This is a genomic window from Roseibium sp. (assembly GCF_965216085.1).
Lineage (GTDB): Bacteria > Pseudomonadota > Alphaproteobacteria > Rhizobiales > Stappiaceae > Roseibium.
The window spans coordinates 3,990,978-4,013,733 of sequence record NZ_OZ244138.1 but is presented as its reverse complement, the minus strand read 5'-3'; the positions used below and the strand labels follow the sequence as shown (position 1 = coordinate 4,013,733).

At 55.0% G+C, this 22,756-nt stretch carries 22 protein-coding genes; 9 read left to right on the top strand and 13 right to left on the bottom strand.

The window, feature by feature from the left end; translation table 11 throughout:
* Positions 1-83: 83 nt before the first annotated feature.
* Together ACOOFE_RS18875 and ACOOFE_RS18870 are read right to left on the bottom strand one after the other, a co-directional pair.
* Positions 84-1,103 (bottom strand): caspase family protein, encoded by a 1,020-nt coding sequence (locus ACOOFE_RS18875; RefSeq protein WP_420411485.1) that lies wholly within the window; start codon positions 1,101-1,103, stop codon positions 84-86.
* Positions 1,104-1,544: 441 nt separating this feature from the next.
* On the bottom strand, positions 1,545-3,326 hold the full coding sequence (locus ACOOFE_RS18870) for an SPFH domain-containing protein (protein WP_420411484.1): 1,782 nt from the start codon (positions 3,324-3,326) through the stop codon (positions 1,545-1,547).
* A 373-nt stretch (positions 3,327-3,699) separates the two neighbouring features.
* Between ACOOFE_RS18870 and ACOOFE_RS18865 the strand changes: the two genes are divergently transcribed.
* The 3 genes from ACOOFE_RS18865 (at position 3,700) to ACOOFE_RS18855 (ending at position 6,777) form a co-directional block, all read left to right on the top strand.
* Entirely contained in the window at positions 3,700-4,395 is a 696-nt protein-coding gene (locus ACOOFE_RS18865; RefSeq protein ID WP_420411483.1) for a hypothetical protein, read from the top strand.
* Between the two features lie 129 nt (positions 4,396-4,524).
* On the top strand, positions 4,525-5,703 hold the full coding sequence (locus tag ACOOFE_RS18860) for an aminotransferase (protein ID WP_420411482.1): 1,179 nt from the start codon (positions 4,525-4,527) through the stop codon (positions 5,701-5,703).
* A 39-nt stretch (positions 5,704-5,742) separates the two neighbouring features.
* Positions 5,743-6,777 (top strand): asparaginase, encoded by a 1,035-nt coding sequence (locus tag ACOOFE_RS18855; RefSeq protein ID WP_420411481.1) that lies wholly within the window; start codon positions 5,743-5,745, stop codon positions 6,775-6,777.
* Positions 6,778-6,789: 12 nt separating this feature from the next.
* Here the strand turns inward: ACOOFE_RS18855 and ACOOFE_RS18850 are convergent, their stop codons facing one another.
* The gene (locus ACOOFE_RS18850) at positions 6,790-7,254 is read right to left on the bottom strand and encodes a GNAT family N-acetyltransferase (protein ID WP_420411480.1); all 465 of its coding nucleotides are present in this window, start codon (positions 7,252-7,254) and stop codon (positions 6,790-6,792) included.
* 13 nt (positions 7,255-7,267) lie between these two features.
* Here ACOOFE_RS18850 and ACOOFE_RS18845 point away from each other — a divergent pair, with 13 nt between their 5' ends.
* Together ACOOFE_RS18845 and ACOOFE_RS18840 are read left to right on the top strand one after the other, a co-directional pair.
* Positions 7,268-8,065, top strand: a complete 798-nt coding sequence (locus ACOOFE_RS18845; RefSeq protein WP_420411479.1) for a dimethylarginine dimethylaminohydrolase family protein — start codon at positions 7,268-7,270, stop codon at positions 8,063-8,065.
* A gap of 233 nt (positions 8,066-8,298) precedes the next feature.
* Entirely contained in the window at positions 8,299-9,861 is a 1,563-nt protein-coding gene (locus tag ACOOFE_RS18840; protein ID WP_420411478.1) for a diguanylate cyclase, read from the top strand.
* Between the two features lie 44 nt (positions 9,862-9,905).
* Here the strand turns inward: ACOOFE_RS18840 and ACOOFE_RS18835 are convergent, their stop codons facing one another.
* On the bottom strand, positions 9,906-11,198 hold the full coding sequence (locus tag ACOOFE_RS18835) for a TIGR03808 family TAT-translocated repetitive protein (RefSeq protein WP_420411477.1): 1,293 nt from the start codon (positions 11,196-11,198) through the stop codon (positions 9,906-9,908).
* A gap of 253 nt (positions 11,199-11,451) precedes the next feature.
* Between ACOOFE_RS18835 and ACOOFE_RS18830 the strand changes: the two genes are divergently transcribed.
* A complete protein-coding gene (locus ACOOFE_RS18830; protein WP_420411476.1) occupies positions 11,452-11,742 on the top strand; it encodes a hypothetical protein in 291 nt (96 codons plus the stop codon).
* Between the two features lie 70 nt (positions 11,743-11,812).
* On the opposite strand, the gene ACOOFE_RS18825 is transcribed toward ACOOFE_RS18830, so the two are convergent.
* Entirely contained in the window at positions 11,813-12,286 is a 474-nt protein-coding gene (locus ACOOFE_RS18825; RefSeq protein ID WP_141187770.1) for a YHS domain-containing (seleno)protein, read from the bottom strand.
* A 311-nt stretch (positions 12,287-12,597) separates the two neighbouring features.
* Between ACOOFE_RS18825 and ACOOFE_RS18820 the strand changes: the two genes are divergently transcribed.
* The gene (locus ACOOFE_RS18820) at positions 12,598-13,230 is read left to right on the top strand and encodes a TetR/AcrR family transcriptional regulator (protein WP_420411475.1); all 633 of its coding nucleotides are present in this window, start codon (positions 12,598-12,600) and stop codon (positions 13,228-13,230) included.
* Here ACOOFE_RS18820 and ACOOFE_RS18815 read toward each other — a convergent pair.
* From ACOOFE_RS18815 to ACOOFE_RS18805, 3 genes are all read right to left on the bottom strand, one after another.
* On the bottom strand, positions 13,193-13,801 hold the full coding sequence (locus ACOOFE_RS18815; protein ID WP_420411474.1) for a peptidase C15: 609 nt from the start codon (positions 13,799-13,801) through the stop codon (positions 13,193-13,195). The two genes, ACOOFE_RS18820 and ACOOFE_RS18815, sit on opposite strands and share 38 nt — an antisense overlap.
* Positions 13,802-13,809: 8 nt before the next feature.
* On the bottom strand, positions 13,810-14,808 hold the full coding sequence (gene meaB / locus ACOOFE_RS18810) for a methylmalonyl Co-A mutase-associated GTPase MeaB (protein ID WP_420411473.1): 999 nt from the start codon (positions 14,806-14,808) through the stop codon (positions 13,810-13,812).
* 63 nt (positions 14,809-14,871) lie between these two features.
* Positions 14,872-15,810, bottom strand: a complete 939-nt coding sequence (locus ACOOFE_RS18805; protein WP_420411472.1) for a GlxA family transcriptional regulator — start codon at positions 15,808-15,810, stop codon at positions 14,872-14,874.
* A gap of 130 nt (positions 15,811-15,940) precedes the next feature.
* Between ACOOFE_RS18805 and ACOOFE_RS18800 the strand changes: the two genes are divergently transcribed.
* Complete coding sequence (locus ACOOFE_RS18800; RefSeq protein WP_420411471.1) at positions 15,941-16,306, top strand: YybH family protein; 366 nt, start codon at positions 15,941-15,943, stop codon at positions 16,304-16,306.
* A gap of 62 nt (positions 16,307-16,368) precedes the next feature.
* Here the strand turns inward: ACOOFE_RS18800 and ACOOFE_RS18795 are convergent, their stop codons facing one another.
* Positions 16,369-16,956 (bottom strand): DUF1131 family protein, encoded by a 588-nt coding sequence (locus ACOOFE_RS18795; protein WP_141187764.1) that lies wholly within the window; start codon positions 16,954-16,956, stop codon positions 16,369-16,371.
* A gap of 197 nt (positions 16,957-17,153) precedes the next feature.
* Between ACOOFE_RS18795 and ACOOFE_RS18790 the strand changes: the two genes are divergently transcribed.
* A complete protein-coding gene (locus tag ACOOFE_RS18790) occupies positions 17,154-17,879 on the top strand; it encodes a hypothetical protein (RefSeq protein WP_420411470.1) in 726 nt (241 codons plus the stop codon).
* 41 nt (positions 17,880-17,920) lie between these two features.
* Here the strand turns inward: ACOOFE_RS18790 and ACOOFE_RS18785 are convergent, their stop codons facing one another.
* The 4 genes from ACOOFE_RS18785 to ACOOFE_RS18770 all read right to left on the bottom strand — a co-directional run bounded on the left by ACOOFE_RS18785 (position 17,921) and on the right by ACOOFE_RS18770 (position 22,668).
* Entirely contained in the window at positions 17,921-18,502 is a 582-nt protein-coding gene (locus tag ACOOFE_RS18785; RefSeq protein WP_420411469.1) for a TIGR00730 family Rossman fold protein, read from the bottom strand.
* Positions 18,503-18,646: 144 nt separating this feature from the next.
* Positions 18,647-20,035, bottom strand: a complete 1,389-nt coding sequence (locus tag ACOOFE_RS18780; RefSeq protein ID WP_420411468.1) for a dipeptidase — start codon at positions 20,033-20,035, stop codon at positions 18,647-18,649.
* A 105-nt stretch (positions 20,036-20,140) separates the two neighbouring features.
* Positions 20,141-21,091, bottom strand: a complete 951-nt coding sequence (locus ACOOFE_RS18775; protein WP_420411467.1) for a cation transporter — start codon at positions 21,089-21,091, stop codon at positions 20,141-20,143.
* Between the two features lie 17 nt (positions 21,092-21,108).
* Positions 21,109-22,668: a helicase HerA-like domain-containing protein gene (locus tag ACOOFE_RS18770; RefSeq protein WP_420411466.1), complete on the bottom strand. Its 1,560-nt coding sequence runs from the start codon at positions 22,666-22,668 to the stop codon at positions 21,109-21,111.
* Between the last annotated feature and the right edge of the window lie 88 nt (positions 22,669-22,756).

Genomic DNA, 22,756 nt, shown 5'->3' with positions numbered 1-22,756 from the left:
GCTACAGGAGAGGCCCTTGTTGCTTGGCAGAAGAACTGCTGCAGAAGACCAAATAGCCTCTGCAGCAGGCTTCAATGAGTGACTTAGATTACGATGGCAAAGAGCGGATTGTTTTGCGGGGAACCTTCAAGTTGAGGCGTCTGATGAACGCTTTTTGCCCGCATGACACGCCGGTCTACAGCAGGCGCGACAGCATCCATGACTTCTTTGTACGTTCTACCTGGACGCATGTTCTGGTTCAGGGAACTTGTGAAAGCGCCTTGCCCGCCAAACTCCCAGGAAAGCTGCGAAGAATGGGCTGCTGCCAAAAGCAGGTGATTGGGACCGGAAAAGGCGTGTGCGCCACGAAGTCCTGAATTGGCCGCATTGGCAAACAGCCCCTTCAAATTTGTGGCATGTTTGCTGACCTCCGCCACGCGGGCTCGGCCATCGTCTGGCTGCAGCGGAACTTGGCGGGTTCCCGTACCGGAATTGCAGCTGTCAAAGACCACAACAAAATGGGCTTCGGGATTGATGTTTGCCAGGATAGCGGCGATTTCGTCATCGCGAATAACGGTTGAGATTGGATTGCTGGCTCTGGTGTTTGTGTCATGCGGGACAATCACTTCATCAAGCCGGTCGGGTTCATCGTCGTTCGGTGGATTTTGATCTGGAACTTGGGAACCGTGCCCCGAATAATAGAACACACCAACGTCATGAGGACCGGTTTCAGCCACAAGCCAGGACAACTGACTGATAATGTTCGCCTTTGTTGCCGCATCATCGGTTAAGAACCGAAAGTGATCGCGATCGAAGCTGAACCCGAAATCACTGTTTAGTTTCCGTGAAAAGTTCGTTGCATCCGGTACACACCCGGTCAAATCACTAATCCGGTTGTCCCGGTAATCATTGATGCCAACAGAAACGAGTCGCTTTTCCAAAAGCGTGTCTATTTCCTCGCCATATGGCATGCCGTCGTCGGTATCGCGCGGATCATCGCCATCATCTTCGATCGTGATTATTACTGTATCGCCGTCCTCCAGCATCAGGCTTTTCGGAATGGCTATCTTCTGCCCTTTGACCGGGACTTTAATGGACTTCTGCTTGATGGTTTTCTTGGCCATAATATCCTCCTAAAGTAATAAATAGTAACCTGTAGAAAATACAGGGCTGAGTTGGCGGTCCATGTGTGGGGCCAATCAATTTTATTATTTGTTTTTGGTGGCGATCTACGAAAGGTTGTGTAGATGGCTGTATTTATTATGTTAATATTATACTTTTTATTTTAACAACTGCCAAGTTTGGGCAGTTGTTATTGCTTAATTATTGAATAGAAATAAGAAAATGATCTGATTGAGGTGTGTTTTGTTGTGAGGATATTTATAGAATTGCAATTTTTGCGTGTAAGTCTAGTTGAGCTCAGATCGTTTTTGTAGAGTTTTAGCGTGGCAGCCGGTAGCTGGGTTGTGGCACGGGGCGAGTTTGAGACCTAGCAAACCGACCTGGCAATATGTTTCCAGATCAGCGAAATTGGCGTTTTCAGTTCATAAACTAGAAACGACAATTTACCGGCTGGTTTGTTCGGTCGGTTTCGCCGTTGTGTTCGCCAGGCTTGAGCCAAGAAGGGCGGCGGCGCCGGCCAGCCCCGCGCCATCGCTGCTGACAACGGTGTTGGGAACCAGTTTGCCGACAAGCCCGACCAGCTCCGGTTTGCGTTCAAGAGAGGTTAGCAGCTTTTCCAGCGCCTGTAGCAACGCAACCCGGTCCTGGCCAAGCACGTCGACCTGAGCGCGCTGGCCGCGGGCCAATTCTTCCAGATATTGCCGTTCGGCACGGCCAAGCGCGGCCCGTTCCTGTTCGCGCTGTGTGGCCACTTGTACCGCGATTTGGGCTTCAACCAGGCGCGGTTGTTCATCGGCCGTAGAGCGGGCCTGCTCGGTCTCAATTCGTTTTTGCTGGGCGTCCGTTTCGCGCTCATAGGCGGTCGACAATTGATCCGCGAGCTGGACCCGCAACCGGGACACCAGGAGTTCCGGTGGGATGGCTGGCTCGCCAAGACGGATTTCCCGGATGTTGACGCCGGCCTTGTTGCCCTCAACCTTGATCTGCTGCTCGATGGTTTGCTCTAAAGCATCCCGGTTTTCGATCAAATCCAAGACGCGTGTCGGGCGCACGGTGTAGCTTGGTGGTTCCACCAGGGTGCCGTCCGCGTTTTTGTCCGGTACACGAATTGAGGCACCGGCGACGTTGCGCACGATCGAGCGGATTGCCGGGGTCAGGATACGGTTTTCAATTTCACCGAGACCACCGACCGAGCCGACCACGACCGGAGCATTGGACGGATCCACCTGGACCAGTGCACGCAGTTCGAGGGGAATGTCCCAGCCTTCAACTTTGACATAAACAGCCCGGTCGGCCGCATCGCTCGGGATTTGTTCTTGGACAGAGCGCTCGTTCTGCTGGATATTGCCCTGCTGATCTACGGAGAGATCGATGATCCGTTTGGTATAGCCGCCCTTGTATTCCCAAGTCTGCACCCGGGTATCAACCAGTGTCACTTCATAGGCTTGCCGGTTGAGATAGTAGGCGCCCGGGAACAATGGCTCTTTCCAGATGCCAACACAGCCGCGCGGCACCAACGGAACGGTCAGGGCTTCGCGAGAGGCCGTTGACGCTGAGACTTCTTCCTCAACACAATTGATGCCTGGCTGGCTGACATTGGATTTGACCACACCGACATGGCCTGCCGGAATGATTGTAGCGTTTGTGTTTTCATCAAGCCGAAGATCGAACAAGTAGCGATTCAGGCGGTACTGTCCCGGTTTCAGGACTGTTTCCTGTGGACCGCGCAGGCCGCCTTTGGTCAGAAAACTTTCGGCCTTGAGCATGTCGCCAACTTCGGCATCCGAAATGGCCGGTGCCATAAACATGCCTGAGGGCATGGCGTTGCCGTCAAGGGCGGTCAGTTGGCCATAATAGCCTTCCGGAATGGTGACCACGTCCCATTCTTCGAAGTCGTAGAGTACCCGCACCAAGGGAATAAAATGAAAGCCGGGACCGAGGATCTGAGCTTGCGGGCCCTTTTCGCCTTCCAGTGCAAGAATCCGGCCTTCCGGCAGTTCCTTGAATGCGTAAATCCGCTTCAAGTGGCCAACGCGATCAGCGTCAACAAAAACAAAGGAGGACGACGCCAGCATGAAGGTGCCGATCAAGATCAGCACAATGCCCATGACTTTGCTGCCCAAAATCCGGGAAAGGCGTGAGCCGCCTGATGCGGGGCTGCCCCGGCGCAACAAGGCGCTGGCACCAATCAGGATAATCAAAAGGCCTATGATGACGCCAAGCATGATCCCTTAACTCCCCCGAAACGCTGAACCAATGCAGTGCTAAATACAAAAATGAACCGTGCCAAAAGGCGCTCTTTGGAGCGATGTTAAACGAAAGTCCAAGAAAAACCAGAGCTTTGCGCCGTTTTGAAACGAGCGCAATGCGTTGCAATGCAGTTTTACTCTAGGCGCTCTGGGTAATCACCATATGTTTCGGCCGCGAATTGCCGAAGTGAAAAATGTACCGGGCACGGCAAAATGGTTTCTGGAAAGAGAGCGAGTAATTACGTAAGGTTACTTTATCCTGGATTGTGGTTGATGAGGCTGTGTTATTAAGGCGTGCCAGACAAAGCCTTTGATTTGCTATTCAATTGACGGAAAAGAGTTTGATGTGATGATCCGGAAATTTTCTACTCTAATCCTGATTTATCTGGTTTGTTTCGGCGGAACGGCGGCTGCGGAAATGCAACTGCGATTTACAGCAGTCGACGGGATGCGCCACAACACACAGGCTCTTGAATTGTTGCAGAGAGCTTACAGCGTGCTCGGCATTAGTTTTTCAGTTGTTTACCTGACACCTCACCGATCGATCCAGGAGGTTGAAAACGGCGCTGCAGACGGTGAATTGCTGCGTATTAAGCAGATCGGAGACCATTTTACGGAAATCATCCGCGTGAATGTTCCTGTTATTTCCTTGCCGATATACGCCTACGCCAGTGATGAGGAGATGACCAGTCTGACACTGGGCGAGATGAAGGACGTCCGGGTTGGTTATGTCGCTGGCGCCAAGTTTGCAGAAGAAATGACTGCGGACCTGCCGAATGTAACGACTGTTGAGACACCCGAAGTCTTGTTTAATATGTTGCAAAGGCAACGTTTGGATATTGCGATAGCGGCTGAAAATCCCGGCGACCGCTTGCTTAAGACCGCCGCTCACGGACCTGTCTATAAGGGCGATAACCATTTGCGCTTGATCGACTTCTACCACTACCTGAATCGACGGCACGCCGCTTTGGTGCCGCGATTGGAACGAGCATTGGCCGAAATTATTTATGGTGGTGCAAACGCCGAAGTCTATCTGGAAAGGTAACCCTTCCGAATAATAGCCGCTATAGACCGAGTGATTTGACTTGCGGTCGCGAACTGTAGCGATGACGGCTTAAAAACACCTCGACGGTGATTGGATCCCGAAGTAAAACCTACAAAAATGGGAGACAGCATGAAGCCGACAAATCCGGTTTTCACCGGCATCCAGACGACTGTTTTTGAAACCATGTCGCGCTTGGCAATGGCGCATGGCGCCATCAATCTGGGGCAAGGGTTTCCGGATGTTGACGGCCCGGAGGACATCCGGGAAATTGCGGCACAAGCGCTGATTGACGGACCCAACCAGTATCCGCCGATGCTCGGTCTTCCCGAGCTGCGTCAAGCGGTGGCCGATGCCAATGACCGGTTTTATGGTCTTAAAATCGATCCTCAGTCCGAAGTTTTGGTGACCTCCGGTGCAACTGAAGCCCTTTCAGATTGCATCATGTCTCTCGTCTCTCCGGGCGACGAGGTTGTCCTGATCGAGCCCCTTTATGACTGTTATTTGCCTCTGGTGGAACGGGCAGGCGGTGTTCCCGTGCGGGTTCGGGTGACCCCGCCGCATTGGCACCTCGACGATGATGCACTCACCGCAGCATTTTCGAATAAGACCAAAGCCGTTCTCATCAACAATCCGATGAACCCAACGGCAAAGGTGTTTTCGGATGCTGAACTTGGGCGCATTGCGGATCTTTGCCGGCAGTATGATGCCTATGCCATTTGTGACGAAGTCTATGAGCATTTGGTTTTTGATGGCCGCAAACACAGACCACTGATGACCTTCGACGGCATGCGCGAACGGACGGTCCGCATCGGTTCGGCCGGCAAGACGTTTTCGCTGACAGGCTGGAAAGTTGGATATATCACCGGCCCGGCCGCGCTTTTGGACCCGATTGCGAAGGCGCATCAGTGGACCACGTTCACAACGCCGCCCAACCTGCAAAAGGCGGTCGCTTATGGCATTGCCAAGGATGACAGCTACTATGACGGGCTGGCGGGCGATTTGAGCAACAAGCGGGACCGGATGGCCAAAGGGCTTCAGGCGCTAGGCTTTGACGTTCTGCCTTGTGCGGCGACCTATTTCCTCACCTGCGGATTTTCCGGACTTGGGCTTGGGGTGAGCGATGTTGAGGCCTGCGAAACCTTGGTCAAACACGCCGGTGTGGCCGCGGTTCCCGTCTCTGCGTTCTATGGTTCTGATGCGCCGACTGGTTTCATCCGCTTCTGCTTCTGCAAACAGGATGTGGTGATTGATGAAGCGCTCGAGCGTCTGGACCGCTTTTTAACTGCGGCCCGGGCCGAATCCGCTTAAGTTTTCAATTCAGTTCCGAATGAGCGAGATGAGAGCCTCATGACCAATCCTGCTTTGGTGGATGTGACCCGCGGCCAACTGACCGAAAGCCTGCACCGCGGGACCGTTGCGATTGTTGATGCTTCCGGCAAATTGGTCTGCAGCATTGGCGATGTCGACGCCCGAGTGTTTCCGCGGTCCGCGATCAAGGGATTGCAGGCAATTCCAATGGTGGAATCCGGGGCAGCGGACGCGCTCGATTTGACCGATGCCGAGTTGTCGCTTGCCTGTTCATCGCACAACGGTGAAGAGGTGCATGCCAATTCGGCGCGGGTGATGCTGATGAAGGCGGGCCTAACGGAAGATGATCTGGAATGCGGCCCGCAATGGCCGAAGCGGATGGAAGATGCTGCCAAGCTAATTCTGGACGACGAAACGCCCTGTGGGCTTCACAACAATTGTTCAGGCAAACACGCCGGCTTTCTGGGGCTTGCCAGAGTGATGGGGGTCGAGACCAAGGGCTACATTAAGCCGAGCCACCCGGTGCAGCTTGAAGTCAGGAGTGTCATCGAACAATTGACCGGTGACATCGTGTCGGAAGATGTTTGCGGAACAGATGGCTGTTCGATTCCAACTTATGCATCTCCCCTTGTCGGCTTTGCCCGCGCATTCGCTGCCTTTGGAACCGGAGAGGGGTTGGAACCCTTGCGCCAGGACGCGGCTCAGCGGATCTTCGACGCCTGTATCAACGAGCCTTACATGGTTGCCGGAGCCGACCGGTTTTGTACCAAAGTCATGGAGGGCTTCCACGGCCGGGTTTTCGTCAAAACAGGCGCAGAAGGTGTTTTCTGTGCCTCTGTGCCTGAGCTCGGGTTTGGCGTTGCCCTGAAATGCGATGACGGTGCGACGCGGGCCGCAGAAGTCATGATGGCGACTGTTCTGGAAGCGATGCTGGACCTTGATGAGGAGGAAGCAAAGCTCTTGGATACTTTGGTAAATCCATCTGTCCTCACCCGCAGGGGCACAGAAGCAGGACATATCCGACCGCGCGCGGAGTTCTTGAATTCTCTGAAAACGGCCCTTCCAGCAAGCTAGGCATGTGCTCAGTTATGAGGTCGTGCCTTTAAGCCGCTTGGTCATCAGAACTTTGTTGCCGGTGCGCTCGGTTTCCGACCAGCCCAGATGCGTATAAAGGGCAACATTTTCCGGCATGCCGGAATGGGTTGCGAGCCGAAGTTCGCTTGCTCCATCTCGGCGGGCATAGTCTTCGGCGGTATGGATCAGCAGGCGCGCAATCCCGCGCCCGTGATACTCAGGGTCAACCGCGATATTGACCAGGTGTGCATGGGTCCCCTGAAGCGCGAGTATCAAGCACCCAGCGACGAAGTTGTTGTTCTCAGCAACAAACACGAGCTTCTCAGAAATCTCCTTTTCTACCCCTGCGGAAACATCTGGAAGATCGATCAAGCGCTCTTTTACCGGTGCATAGGCACGGTCAATACACTGTTTGATAGCATTTGCATCTTGCAAAATAGCGCGGCGAATGGCTGGTTTATCGCTTGTGGTTTTCATTGGAGTTCCAAAAATGCCGGCACGTGCTGGACTGTCTTATCGTTTCACTCATGCCATCACCCGCAAGCCTGCCGACAGCGTGGCCAACGGTATCCGTGCGGTCGATACCGGTGATCCCAGTGGCGCGGCATTCCGTGCTGAACATGAGCTTTACGTCAAGGCGTTACAAGAGGCTGGACTGACCGTTGACGTTCTGCCGCAGCTGGAAAGCTATCCAGACAGCTGCTTTGTCGAAGATCCGGCGTTCTGTCTGCCGGAAGGCGCCATCCAGCTTCGCCCGGGCACTGCCAGCCGGGAAGGTGAGGGCACGGAAATCCGTACAGCGCTCGATACGCGGTTCGAAAAAGTCGTGGAACTACCGGGGTCCGGTTATGTCGACGGCGGCGATATCTTGATGCTGGATGATGTCATCCTGATTGGTCTGTCTGCCCGGACAAGCCGCGAAGGCGCTGATGCGTTTGCCGAGCTTCTGGGCGAGTGGGGTTACAACGCCGAAGTCTGCGAGACCCCTGAGGGTGTGCTTCACTTCAAGACAGCGTGTTCGACACTTGGTGAAGGTGTCATTCTGGCAACCGAGGTGATGGCCAAGAGCGGGTTCTTCGGTGACCGGAGAATTGTCGTCGTTCCGGACGGCGAAGATTACGCGGCCAATGTCATCCGGGTGAACGACGTCGTTCTTGTCCCGGAGGGCTATCCAAAAACTCTTGCGGCGATCGAAGCAGCCGGTTTCAAAACCGTCGTCTTGCCGACCCATGAGGCACGCAAGGTTGACGGCGGGCTGTCCTGCCTGTCCTTGAGATTCGCGAAATAGCTAACTTCATTGCAGCCGCCTTGTCAGGATTGACGAGGCGGATTGCTTAAATGGTGGGTGCGTAATTGTGAATGCATCCGTAGGTTACTTTATATTTAGTAATAATAAACCTATAGGTGCATTTCTAAGTAATGCCACAGATGCGAAGCGGGCATGAATTGCAAATACTGATTTAGAGAAGGGAACTAATTGGTGTTTGACCCCTGGGGTGAGGTCCTCAAGGAGATATATGATTGCCGATCCTCAGGACAAGAGTTGTTGAAGTCGCCCTGGTGGCGGTGGTTTACATCCTGACCGCCAGACTTGGCCAAACCCTCGCCATCCCGCCGGGAAATGTCACTCCGGTATGGATCCCCTCCGGCCTGATGCTTGCCTGGGCCCTTGTTCGAGGACCGGGTATTTGGCCGGGTGTTTTTCTAGGTGCTTACTTGGGTAATGTCTGGGCTTATTTCGACCCCGGCTCCGCACTTAGCATGATGCAATCCCTGTTAGCCGGCATACCAAATGGCATCGGCGATGCTCTAGCCTCTGTCGGCGCGGCGGCTCTCCTGCACAAGCATTTTCGACCTTTCAGATTGTTTCAGAGCGTTTCGGCAGCATCGGCGTTTCTGGCTATCGGTGTTGCTGGCGGATCTGCTGCGAGTGCATTGTTCGGGGCCTCCGGATTGGTGTTCGCCGGCATCATACCAGTGGCCAGCTATGGGTATGTTTTTGCGACCTGGTTTACCGGCGATGCGCTGGGCGTGCTGACAATCGCTCCTCTGGCAATTGCAATCCTGCGCAAGGAAAAATTCAAGGGAGGTGGTTTTCCCACTTTCGAGGCGATTGCCAATTTCGCGCTTGTTAGCATAGCTGGGTTCGCAGCGTTCTGGGGAGGGATAGCTGGCTTGGTCTTGAGTTTTGAGTTGGTGGCAACCGTAACATTGTTGTTGTGGGCCGCGCTCAGGTTGAGCGGGCTTTATGTCTCTATAGTCATTTTTTATCTGGCTGCCGGGATTATTGTTCCAACAGCCCTTGGATACGGGCCGCTTCGAGAAGTCGAACTCAACACCGCCTTGATCAACGCGCAGCTCATGATTGGTGTGATCGGTGTGCTGCTGCTCATGCTGCATGCCAGCCGGGAACAAGTTCGACTTCATGTTCAGCGCCTGGAGGAGGCGCGGGACACATTGGACGTCAAGGTTCGGGAACGGACTGCCGAACTGGAATGTGCCAAACGGGAAGCAGAACGGCTGGCCTCCACAGATACCCTGACCGGCGCACCTAACAGGCGCGTTTTCCTGCAGCGTGGCAACGAAGAGCTTAATCGTGCGACGCGCAATGACGATGATGCCTGCATAATCATGTTCGATCTCGATCTCTTCAAATCAGTCAACGACACCTATGGCCACTCGATTGGCGACCAGGTCTTAAGAGATTGTGCCCAAGTCACCATGAAACACCTTCGGAATTACGATTTGTTTGGCCGGATTGGCGGTGAGGAATTTGCGTTACTGTTGCCGGAAACCATCGAGGCTGACGCTTTCGAAGTCGCGGAAAAGCTTCGGCTCGCATTTAAGGAACGGTGTGTATCCCGTCACAACCTGCACTATTCCGCCAGCTTTGGGATTAGCCCAATCCTGATGACTGACCGTACTTTGTCGACTGCACTGCGCCGGGCTGACCTTGCGCTCTATCAGGCTAAGACAAATGGGCGGAACTGCAGCGTCGTTTACGACCCGTCGATGGGACAGGCGCCCAATACTTTGGAAGAACAGAAGAAGCAGAAGCAGATCGAAACTGGTGTCTCACAATAGGGATAAAACACCAGAAACATCTGCGATGCGTCAGGAGCTCTCAGTCAGCTGGAAATCTGGTTGCTGTGGACCGTGAGATTGGCAAATTCCGATGAGCCGTTGAGTTCACCTGTCGCCCGTTCCAGCCAGCGGAACCCGTTGATTGACCCGCGTGTTGCGCCTTGAACGATATTATTGGTGATCACTGCTGGACCGGCACCATCAGCCACGCTGACCGCAATCCCGGTTTTGCAGTCCCGCAGCACGTTCTGGGACGCGATGACATTGCGCATATAGGGTCCCCATCCCAGCATCAATCCGAATTTTGGCGCGCCTTCAATGATGTTACCGGTGAGGGTTGTGTCTGCTTCGGCAGCGATACCAATTCCAAAACCGGCAACTTCCGGAGGGTACGGGCCGGTGTCCTTGATGTTGCGGATGAGGTTGCCGGAGCAAATTGCCAGCCGGCCGCCGTCGGAGAAATTGGCGATCGAAATGCCGATGGTTCCGCCATCTGCAATGTTGTTGGCGATCACTGCGCCTTGGAAACCGAATTCGCTGTAGATCGCAGTTTCTCCGGATCGATGGCATGAGTTGCCAATGATCTGGATGTTTGAACCGGCGTTGGATCGGATTGCAGAAAAGGCACAATCGGCGACCCGATTGTTAGACACCACCACACCGCCTGCGCGAAACACGTTAATGCCGTTACCGAACTGGCCGGTGCCGCCGAAACGTGCGCCGATCCGCTCGACCCGGTTGCCGGAAACAATTGTGCCATCTTCGCCGTTGCGCCACCGGTGAACCCAGATGCCGCCATTGGCGCAGTCTGAAACCGTGTTGCCGGTGATGGCGAGGCCTGTTGCCTCGTTGGAGCGAATGCCGGCCTCGGTCGCTCCGGATATTCTGGAGTTTTCTATCCGGCCGGAACAGCGATCGAGCAGCAGGCCCGATTTTGTCGAGCCTGCGACTTCACATTGATCAATCGACAGGTTCCGGACACCGACAAAATGCAACAGACCGTCTGTGAAGTCGCCAATGGAGCGGTTGGCACCGTCAAAGGTCAATCCTGTCAGGCCAATGTTGCTGACGCCTTCTGCGCGAATGAGCTGACCGCCGCCGCCCTGGTAGACAAGGCGGGTCCGCCCGGGAACACCCACGATCAACGTGCCTGAGGGCAGGCGGAGATTGGCGACCGGGTAGGTGCCAGCAGGTAAGAACAAGGCGCGGCCGCGTTCAACAGCGCGGTTGACGGCGTTTTGAAACTGCGCGGTTTGGTCATCGGCCGCATTCGGCAAAAGCCCCAGATCAGCGGAATCGATAGAGCCGCGCAGGTCCGCCACCTTCATGGACGCCATCGCCGCTGTCCCAGAAAGGCACAAACCTGTCCCGGCTAGGAACGCCCGCCGTGAGATTGCTGCGGGAAAACGTGTGTTTCTGGCGGTTTTTGGCACGAAATTGCTCCAAAACGGAAAAACGGACTGTCTTGGAAAGCAACAGAGCAAGCGCCGTGCCGGATGGGAAATTGTTAGCGCCACGGCGAGGGGGCACGGCTTTGACGCATTGGGTGCGGATTGATAGCCTCAAACCCTTGCTGGTGGAGGATCCGGTATGATCAGTATTCAAGACTGCATCGATATGTCTGGCCTGGACGAAGCGGAAATCCTGGCCTTGGCGGAACATGAGCACATCTCAGAAATCGCAGCGACTGCACTCGGAGCTTATCTTCTTGAGCAGCCCGAAGGGGCGAAAAGTATCGCGCAGATGATCGAGGACGATATTCGGTCGGCTTTGGAGCGAGATGATAAGGATCATGCCAAGGAATTGTTCATGGCACTTCGGCATTTTATGCATGAGCATCAAGGCGAGTTGAACTCTGTGGAAGCCGTTCAGAGCCGATAGCTTGAGCCAAACGCCAAAAGGCGGAGATGACCCCATCTCCGCCCTTCGAGAATGTTTTATCGTGTAGATCTTACAGTTCAGACGGATCGACGTTTTCGATTTCTGTCCACTTGTCGTCGGCAGTTGCAATGTTGCCGGCAATGTCTTTGTTCCAGCGTTCCTGGATGCTTTCAGACAGATTCAGGTAGAGTTTTCCATCAACGATCTTCCAAAGATCCGGATCGCCATCAACCTTCACACCCATGGCTGTGCCGAACGCGCAGAAACCGCCGTACGCTGGGAGATACTTTTCAGGATTCTGCTCGAACAGGTCTTTGTTTTCTTCAGACGCAAAGCGGTAGGTCGCACCATTATGGACCGCAGTGATGGTGAAATCGCCATCTTCCGGAGCGCCTTTGGTGAAGTAAGACACTGGATCGACGCCGCGAAGAGCAAGGCCAGTCACAGTCGCATTGACATCAACGCCGGCAGCAAATGCGCTGGAAACGAGGCCGGAGACGACAACCAAAGCGGCAACGGAACCGCGGATCAGATTTGCAAACATAGTTTTTGAACTCCAAGGATATTCGTGTTGGCCAAGGCCGAAGTTAAGATCTGCAAGTAAGGAACCAATCAGTTCCTAATTGGGCGCAAATTCACCAACCCTGCCTGGTGATGAGGAAATGGGGAGTGGGCTGTTCATCTGCAAAACACGAAGGGGTGAGCGTTTTGTGAGACCTTGAGAGCGCGCCTTTTTGGACCCTACTGAATGGGAGTGTCAGCGCTGGACAGCGCACACGAAACGGTTTGAAGACTTGCAAACCGTTTTAAGAAAACCAATCTTGGCAAAGGCATATGGAGCGATTGATCCAGACCATGGCACGACCAAGGGAATTTGAAACGGATAGGGCGCTGGAGCGGGCAATGGGCCTGTTCTGGGATCTTGGGTATGAAGAGGCTTCGCTCGCGCGCCTTTTGAAAGCCATGAAAATCACCCGGGGGTCGTTCTATAAGGCCTTCAAGGACAAACAAGCTGTATATTTGTCCACGCTTGAGCGTTACGACAAACAGGTAGTCGGAGCGACTGTGGCGTTTTTGGGGAACCCGGAAAACGGCAGTGGCCGCGAGCGGATCCTGAATCTCTTCAATAAGATCGCCGAAGTGGCGGAAAACGATGGCGACCGCCTCGGCTGTTTCTTATGCAACGCCATGGCTGACAAGGCCGCGCAGGGCGGTGAGATCGAACAGCGGCTGCAAGCCATGACCTTGCGATTGGAAACCGCATTCCGTAACGCCTTGCAGGACAGTTATGGTTCAGGCTTCAGCCAGGCTCCAGACAATTGGACTGAAGAAACAGCCCGGGGCCTGTTGGCGCTCTATTTTGGCATGCGGGTTCTCGGCCGCGCCGGCCTTGCAGCACGCATGGCTCGGGATTGCGTTTCTCAGGCAGAACAATTGATCGACACCGCCGTTACCGCAAACGCCGCGCAAGATCCTGCAAAAGGCTGACGGCTGAGTTTTCCAAAACGGCAAAGGAGGGCCGTGGATCCCATTTTGTACGCGGCAAGGGCGGAACGTGTACAAATATGCTTGGAATACCGGATCCTATCGAATCCCAAAGGGTCGCATTACATAGGTATGTTCCGGCGTTCATAGACACCTTTGCCCGGGCGCCGGACAACCGGGCTGCCACAGCTAGGGGAGCGGCAGGCAAAGTTGCAGATCGCGCGCGTTTTCCCGCCGGATCGAGTTCTGGGTTGTCTGGGGACTTTCCGGTGCTGTCGAGCCGGACACGAATGGCCTGGTTTACAGCGCGGCTTTCGATGTTGATGTCCTTTCGGGTGCCATCTACGCCAAAATGCACGATGGCATCGGGTTGCACCTCCCGGCGCAAAGCGTCGGTGACAGTTTTCCGTGCTTCCCAGGTGGTTGGTAGAACATCAAAACGATATCCAACACCGTGCTGATGCTGGCCAAGCCGTTTCGGCAGGCGCTTGATCAACATTTCTGTCGGATTGACCGGGGCTCCGGGGAACGGCATGAAGCCAGTCACAAGAATGGTTTTTTGGCTATTGTTCATAAAAGTCTTTAGTCAGTAAGGCCCATTAGGCCGGATAGTTCGTCAACAGCAACGGAAACCGCGGTTGTACCATTGCGAACAGCAATTTCCAGTGTTTTTAAACGTTCGGCTGTTTTTTCATTGGTTTTGAGTGAGTCCATCAAGCGTTGTTGCAAGGTGTCCCACATCCAGGAGACCTGCTGATCTGCGCGTCTCTTTTGCCACTCACCACTGGCTGTCATGCGCTCGCGGTAGACCGTGACCTGGTCCCACATATGATCCAAGCCTTCATTGGCTAGTCCGGAGATGGTGATTACCGGCGGTGTCCATGTGGGGGTTTTAGGAGCAAGGATATGAAGCGCGGCCCGGTATTCGCTGGCTGCGGCCCGGGCGCGGATTGCGCCTTCCCCGTCGGCTTTGTTGACGGCGATCATATCTGCGATTTCCAGGACACCTTTTTTGATGCCCTGCAGCTCATCGCCAGCTCCCGGCAGCATCAAGACCAGGAAGAAGTCGACCATGTCGGCAACAGTCGTTTCCGACTGGCCGATACCAACAGTTTCGACAAGGATGACATCGAACCCGGCGGCCTCACACAGCAGCATGGTTTCCCGGGTCTTGGCGGCAACCCCACCAAGGGTGCCTGCTGACGGAGACGGGCGAATAAAGGCATTGCGATCAACGGCCAACCGCGCCATTCGGGTTTTGTCGCCTAGGATTGAGCCGCCAGTTCGGGTCGAGGAGGGGTCAACCGCAAGCACCGCAACCTTATGACCTTCTGCCGTCAAGTTGGACCCGAAAGTGTCAATGGTGGTTGACTTGCCGGCGCCGGGCACACCTGTGATCCCGACGCGCAAGGCCTTACCAGTCAGGGGTAAAACTTCTTGAACCAGCTCGCGCGCGATTTTGCGGTGATCCGGTTTTTTCGATTCAACGAGCGTAATGGCGCGGGCAAGGGCCGCCCGATTGCCTGCCTTAAGCTGTTCAGCGAGATGTTTTGGGTCGAGGGGAGCGGTCCGTTGGGTCATGATCTTCCCGCTTTAAGCCAAGAATCAGAAAAGGTCACCAACAACGTTAGGACGAGGGGCTTATCAACCGGATGAGCGCGGTGAGAACCGCCTGCGGTAATCTGATGGGGTCAATCCGACCAAGTCCCAAAACACCTTTCGGAACGCATTCACGTCAGCATATCCAAGATCCCAAGCAATTTCAGAAACCGGAGTTACGCTGGTTTCAAGCCGCTCCCGTGCACGGGCAATCCGGATCAACAGGACATAGCGGACCGGCGTCTCGCCGGTGGCGGATTTGAAACGGCGTAAGAAGGTCCGGTCTCCCAAACGGGCGCGGCTGGCCATCTCCGGCACAGTCCATCGTTTTTCCGGAGCAGCGTGAATGTCGTGTTGGACGGACAGGATCGCCGGGTCTTTGTGTTTTAGATTGGCATGAAAGACCGCATAAAACCGCTGTTCGCGACCGCCCGGGTCTGTTAACAGCATGCGGGCCGTTTCCAGCATAATCGAAGGCCCCAAAAACCGGTTCACGAGATTAAGCCCCAGATCCGTCCAAGCCGTCATGCCGCCGGCTGTTACCAAGTCACCATCGTCAATTAGGATTTGATTGCTGTCGAGGCAGACCTTTGGAAACTGGCTGGCGAAGCGGTCGGCTTCGTTCCAATGGGTGGTTGCCCGCCGGCCATCCAACAAACCGCTGCGCGCCAGATCAAAAGCCCCCAAACAGATGGACCCGATCAGCGTTCCGCTTTTATGGGCGTGAACCAAACCGTCCAGGATCGCTTGTTCATCCTCTTGTTCGGTCGCGTTGGAGGGCAAAACCACAATAGCATCAGGTTTGGGATTGCAGTAGAGGACCTTGGCGGTTCGCATCCCGCTATCGTAATCAACACTCAGACCAGTTTGACCGATCACCTCGGCTTTGGAGCTGGCCGTTTCAAACAGCTCAAGCAGGCCGTGAAGGACTGAAGCACGTGCTTCACCCAATGAAATTAGTTGAATATGATGCGGTCGGCTCATTTGTCAGTATATGCATATTATATGGCAATAGCGCCACCTCCCTTCAGCCTGTATGACGAATAGTGTTTCGCCATCGGAACAGTCCGGCAGTCGCGATTTGGCCGTCGGTCCAAGATGGAAGGAAACTTAGATGTCTAACGCCGCAGTCACTGCCGCTCAGACGGCCAGCCGGGCTTGGCAGGAAACTTTCAACCGCGGGGATGCCAAAGGCTGCGCTGATTTCTACAGCCCCGAGGCGGTGATGAAAGTAACGCCGTTTGGTGAATTCCGCGGCCGCGAGGAAATTCAGGAGTTCTGGGAGGAAATCATCTCCGACGGATTTTCGGATGTTGAATATCTTGATCCGGAATTGACCGCAGTCGACGATCAATCCGTACACCTTAAGTCACGCTGGCGCATGAATAAGGCGCATGGTGTCATCACCAACGAACTCTGGGTCTTGCAGCCGGATGGGGCCGCGCTGTTGATAGAAGATGAGTTCGAAGTAGCTACCTAATTCTGGAGTGGACTGGTGCGGTTTGCGCCAGTCCATCTAAAACCAGGTGATGGCACTCTTGGTCAGGTCTTCGGGGTCCACAAGATGCGCTGCAGCTGCGCATCGAAGAGGTCCTGTGCGGGCGGAAGCTCATGATAAGGGCCGGTGTAGCCGGGAATGGCATAGACCAGTTCCACGTTTGGGTGTCCGGTAGAACGGCAAATCGCCATACCGCGCCAGAGATTTTTACCCACCCGGCAATCGGCCCGGGCACTTCCAATTTCGGCAAAGGTCATACCGATGCGTTCGCCGTTCGGGCCTTGCAGGTGGTGGGTGACACCGTGAACTGTGCGGACTTTGCCATTCTGACCTTTGAACACCTGCAAGACTTGAAACCCATCGGTGTTGAAGGCTGCCAGCGCCCATTCGGTCTTGTTTTCAACGGCAGTTTGAATGCCTTCGGTGGTGAAGCCAGGCAACGAGGCTTCGATCGCCTTCGGGGCGTAGGCCGTTTCCTTGGTGATGCCGCCGACGTGGTCTTCAGTGATCTGCAGGAGCGTGACGTTCGACGTGCGAACTGCGCTAACTGGTGCATCTATGTCTGCAGTTGGGGAACAGGCTGTGCTTAAGGCAGCTGCAAGGGCTAGACACGCGAGAAGCGGCAAACGCATGAAATAGAAACTCCGCCAACCGGTAAGGATTGTTAATTTCGACAGAAGGGTCTTAGCATTCACACGCCTGAACGAAAAGCACCTGATTAGCAGTTTTAACAGGCTCTCAACATCTTCGGCATTAATCATTCTTAACACCCTGTTAACCACGATCGGCGACAGTCCTCCTCAATCTTTTAGGGCAAGGCCGAGTGACCATGGCGATTGACAGTATTGGACCTTCATCTCACGTCAGTGCGATTTCCCAGGCACTAGCCGCAGATAGGCCGGCCCAAAATGTTCCAGATACGAAAAGCGCCTCCAACTTTGGTGATGCTGTCTCCATTTCCATTTCGGAAGAAGCAAGAGCGTTTTTGGCAGCTGCCTCGACAGGATCCCTCACCGGGTCTGACACGCTTGCGTCCGGCTTGAGCCGGGAGTTGACAGGCGTTGTCGAGGACATCAGTGAAGCCGTTGATTTTGCGCTGGGAGATGATCTTGATTTCGAGGAACAAGTATCCATCCTAGCTGCCGGCGAGTTGTTCGCTAAAGAGATTGAGGCTCTTTTTAATGATTTTGCCGGCAGGCCGCTCAACGGTGAAGCCGCAGAAGAATTCCTTGATCGTCTTGGAGAGGCCGAAGATGCGTTTTTCGATGCTTTTGACGATGTCTTTGGAGCGGACTTGAGCGAGCAGCAGGGCGAATTCTTCGATGAATCCATGGATGAATTGGACGCCTTGTTTGAAGACCTGGAAGAGGGGCTTGCTGGCCGCGAATTAACGGCAGCTGAGGATGCCCTGATCTCCAAGGCTGATGGCGCTTTTTATGATGCACTCGATAAGATCATCGGAAAGGACAGCGATCCCACTGAAGCGGATGCGCGTTTGATAGACAAGACCCTCGCAGACCTTTCCGAGGCAATCCATACTGTTCTAAACGGATAAGTCAGGTCGACGCGCTGTCAAAGCTGGAACCCGAGATCTGACTAAGTCTCGTCTTTTTTGATCCACTTCGGCGTGGCAGGGGCAGAATAAGCCTTGAACAGGCCGATCAGTTCTTCAGGTGTCTCTGCAATCTGAGCCATGTCGCGCATGACAGTCTTGGTGAAGCCTTCTTGCACCTGGTGATCCAGAAACGCAATCAAGTGATCATAATAGCCAGCAATATTGAGAAAGCCGCAGGGCTTTTCGTGATAGCCGAGCTGACCCCAGGTCCAGACTTCAAATATTTCTTCCAATGTCCCGACACCGCCTGGCAGGGCAATAAAGCCGTCTGACAGATCGGCCATCATGGCCTTGCGTTCGTGCATAGACCCCACGAGATGCAATTCGGTCAGCCCTTGGTGTTCGATTTCCTTTTCTTTCAAAGAGTTTGGCAATACGCCGATCACTTCGCCGCCAGCTGCAAGAGCTGCGTCAGCAACAGTACCCATCAGGCCGACCCGGGCGCCGCCGTAGACCAGCCGCATGCCTTGTTCTGCGATCGCAGTGCCCGTCGCTTTGGCCGCATCGCTGTAGTCTTCCAGTGCGCCATAACTGGACCCGCAGAATACGCAAATTGATTTCATATCAGGCTCCAATTCTAATAATTTCTGCAAAACAAACCAGAACGTAGCTTTGGACCAAGAAGACGGAAAAGCAGGTGGTTGGCCGGAATGAAGCCGGCCAAAACCCTATTGGCTAATCAGTGTTTGTCAGCTGGTCGTTGACAATTAATCCTTGGCCAGCTCATCCAGAACCCGCGCCCAGGACCGGATACCCTTGTGGAAGCTGGTCAAATTGTACTTCTCGTTCGGCGAGTGGATCTGATCGTCTTCCAGGCCGAAACCGATCAAAAGGGAATCCATCCCGAGCATGCGCTTGAAGTCGCCGACGATCGGAATGGAGCCGCCCATGCCGGTGAGCGCAGCCTCTTTGCCCCATTCGTCCTTGAGGGCTTTTTGGCCCTTTTCAAGAACCGGCATTGTGAAGTCGAGCCTAAGGGCAGGGCTACCGTCCTTGGCAATAAACTCGACCGAGCAATCGGCAGGAATTTTGGAGCGCACGTAGGCACGGAAGGCCTGCTGGACCTTGTCCGGATCCTGATCGCCAACAAGACGGAAGGTGAATTTGGCATGCGCCTCTGACGGGATGACCGTTTTCGAGCCTGCGCCTTGATAGCCGCCCCACATGCCGTTGACTTCACAAGTTGGGCGGGTCCACAGGTGTTCCAGCGGCGTGCGGTCATGCTCGCCGCGCGGATATTTCAAACCGACTTCGCCAAGAAACTCCTCAACGTCGAAGCCGAGTTTGTCCCACATGGCGGTGACCTCTTCCGGCATGTCGATCACTCCGTCGTAAAAGCCAGGGAGAGTGATCCTGCCATTCTCGTCGTGTAGACCTGCAATGATGTTGGCAACGATATGGTTTGGGTTCTGAGCCGACCCGCCATATGAGCCGGAATGCAGGTCGCGGCTGGCCGCCTTGACGATGATTTCATCGCCGACCATGCCGCGCAGCATGACGGAGATAGCTGGCGTTTCCGCATCCCATTGGCCGGTATCGCAAACCAGCGCCATGTCGCAGGACAGCTCGTCCTTGTGAGCTTCCAGGAAGGGGTGCAGCGACGGCGAACCGGATTCCTCTTCGCCTTCGAATAGGATCGAAACGTCGACAGGCAGGTCGCCGGTTTCTGCAATGAACGCGCGCGCCGCTTCGACGAAGGTCATCAGCTGGCCTTTGTCGTCTGCCGCGCCGCGAGCAACGATGATCTTGGTGCCGTCCTCTTTCGTCTCAATAGCCGGGTCGAACGGATCCCGGTTCCATAAATTCAGAGGATCGACAGGCTGTACGTCATAGTGGCCATAAAAAAGAACGTGCGGGCCAGGTTTACCGGACTTGCGGTGGCCGACCACCATCGGGTGACCATCCGTTTCGCGCACGGAGGCTTCGATGCCAATGTCCGTCAATTCCTTCGCTAGCCACTCGGCGGCCTCGCGGCACGGTGCCTTGAATTCCGGATCGGTCGAAATCGACTTGATTTTGAGAAGTTCGAACAGGCGATCAAGGCTGTTATCCAGATCGGCATCAATACGAGCCAATACCTTGTCGATGGAACTCATGACGTTTCCTTAATCTGAGAAATTAGATGCAAAGGCCGAACAGAATTTCAGCCTCAAGAAGGCGCTAACAGGCCACAAGACGTGCTCGAGCGCAATGTGTTTTGCTCAATTTGTGGGTTCCCCTGCGGCAAAAGAAAGGCCGTTTTGCGCCGTCACGATAACCTCCACACGTGTCGGGCCAACCAGGTCTTCGAGGCGGGCGGCAACCTTCTCTTTGAACTGGTCGATTTCTTCCGCTTCGATGGGCTTGAGCGGATCCAGATAGACGGCGGCAAAATGCATGCGCCCGGCCTGGAGAACCGCGGCGCGGTGGAGTTTATAGCCGTGTTCCTTGGCAAGATCCCGGGCGGTTCGTGACACTTTGGCGTATGTGGTGCCTGGCGCGCTGACGCCGGCAAGATCCGCAAGTGTTCCCCGGAAAGCCGACAGCGGTTGCCAAACGATCACCAGGACCAGAACGACCACGATCACCGCATCCCCAATGGGCACATAGGGACCGAGCGGTGTGTCCTGCAAAAACGGCAAGGATAAAAGAGCTGCCCCGGTTCCAACACTCAAGGCACCATCGATCAGTGCAGCCCTTGTTTCGGTTTTCAGGACGGCGCTGCGTTTGCCGGTTTTCCGGTACGCCCGATGGTAGTTGAACGCCAGACCAAGACAGATCGAAACAATCACCACCGAGTAGATGACGATCGGGCCAAACACCAATTGCGGGATATCGCCGCCCGTAAAGAACGTCCAGATTTTCGATCCGGAAACAAATCCGGCAAAGACCAAGACCCCAATCAGCACCAGGCTGCGGAAGGTGACATAAAGAACTTCATCGAAGTCGTTTCCCCAGGGCCTGCGCCGCGTAGCAGGAAGCCCAACTCGGCTTCCAATCCTGGCCGCCACAATTGCGGAGGCAAAATTCACAGCTGAATAGAGGCCGTCCACCATCATGGCGTCGGAACGGGAGAGCCAGGACGCAAATATTCCGGCGAAGGCCATGAACAAATTGGCCCATTTGCCGATGGTGAGAGCGCGCTGCTCGACGAGGAGTTCTGGTGAGGCCATGGCAGGTTAGATGCGCCTTAGTTTCCGCGTTTCAAGGATCCCATAAGCCCGCGCACGAGGGCCCGTCCAAGGGACGAGCCGAAGCTGCGGGCGGCCGATTTTAAACCGGCCTCGAAGGCCGTGTCGCGCTGGCTGCGCCGTTTGGTCCGCCGCGCGCGGCTATCCCGGCGCGGCCGGTCATCGCGGCCAAAATCCGGCAGTTGAAAACCGGTTCGCGTGCGCCGCGGTTCGCCATGTTTGTCCGCGTATTTGTCATCCTTTTGCGTCTGTTTTTTCTCCAGCCGCTGGGTTTCATCAGCCCGGCTCAACAGGACTTCATAAGCGGAGACACGGTCTTTTTGACGCTCATAGAGCCCAAAAACCGGACTGGACTGGATCAGGCTCCGCCGGTCGGCCTTGGTGACAGGACCAAGTTTGGAGGTTGGCGGGCGGATCAAGGTGCGCTGGACAATGGACGGGATGCCTTTGCCCTCCAGTGTCGAAACCAGTGCTTCGCCAACACCGAGTTCGGTGATCACCCGTTCGGTGTTTAAATCCGGATTGGGCCGGAAGGTTTCAGCCGCCGCACGGACTGCTTTCTGATCCCGGGGGGTAAAGGCTCTGAGGGCATGCTGGATCCGATTGCCGAGCTGGGCCAGTACGGTTTCGGGGATGTCGAGTGGGTTCTGTGTGACAAAATAGACCCCGACACCTTTGGAGCGGATCAGGCGGACGACTTGTTCCACCTTTTCAAGAAGCGCTTTTGGTGCGCCGTTAAACAGCAAGTGGGCCTCATCGAAGAAAAACACCAGCTTGGGTTTGTCCGGGTCGCCCACTTCGGGAAGCTCTTCAAACAGTTCTGACAAGAGCCACAGAAGGAAAACCGCATAAAGACGCGGCGCTGTCATCAATTTGTCTGCGGCCAGAATGTTGACCAGGCCTCGTCCATCGGGCGCTGTGCGGATGAAATCGCGGATGTCGAGGGCCGGTTCACCAAAGAAATTGTCACCGCCCTGGCGTTCCAGAACCAGAAGGCGGCGCTGAATGGCACCGATCGAGGCTTTGGAAACATTGCCGTAGATGGTGGAAAGTTCCGAAGACCGTTCGGCCACATGCGTGAGCATGGCGCGGAGGTCTTTCAGGTCGAGCAGCAGCAGGCCTTCATCGTCGGCAAGTTCAAACAGAACGTTGAGCACGCCTTCTTGCGTGTCATTGAGTTCCAATAGGCGGGCGAGCAGCAGCGGACCTATTTCTGAGACGGTGGTGCGGATCGGATGGCCTTGTTCGCCAAGCAAGTCCCAAAAAGCGGTAGGAACGGCTTCATAGGCGTAAGTCTTGTCGATGCCGACGTCTCTGGCGCGTTTTTCCAGAAAATCTTTGGACTTGCCGGCCGACGCCAGGCCGGAGAGATCGCCCTTGATATCGGAGCAAAAAACCGGAACACCGGCTTTGGAAAACCCTTCGGCCAGGATTTGAAGGGAAACGGTTTTGCCGGTGCCGGTGGCCCCGGCGATCAAGCCGTGCCGATTGGCCAGTTTTAAGGAAAGTGTTTCGTCCTTGCCGCTGAAACCGACAAAAATCTGACTGCCTTTACTCACATTCGTCCCCCGAATCCGTCCCTTACGGCAGTAACCTAGAGCGGTTCACGGCTGGATTGAAGCATTCTGTTTGCCGGGCGGCGACAGA